This window comes from Lactobacillus nasalidis (assembly GCF_016587775.1).
Taxonomy (GTDB): Bacteria; Bacillota; Bacilli; order Lactobacillales; family Lactobacillaceae; genus Lactobacillus; species Lactobacillus nasalidis.
This window is the reverse complement of the sequence record NZ_BOCG01000361.1, coordinates 1-219: the sequence shown is the minus strand read 5'-3', so window position 1 is coordinate 219 and position 219 is coordinate 1. Positions and strand designations below refer to the sequence as shown.

The 219-nt window shown below is 55.3% G+C and carries 1 rRNA gene; it reads right to left on the bottom strand.

What is annotated here, in order from left to right:
• Nucleotides 1-219, bottom strand: a 16S ribosomal RNA gene (locus tag lacNas_RS06870); the annotation flags it as partial.

Below are 219 nucleotides of genomic sequence, written 5' to 3'. Positions count from 1 at the left end.
CCATTGTAGCACGTGTGTAGCCCAGGTCATAAGGGGCATGATGACTTGACGTCATCCCCACCTTCCTCCGGTTTGTCACCGGCAGTCTCTCTAGAGTGCCCAACTTAATGATGGCAACTAAAGACAAGGGTTGCGCTCGTTGCGGGACTTAACCCAACATCTCACGACACGAGCTGACGACAGCCATGCACCACCTGTCTCTGCGTCCCCGAAGGGAAC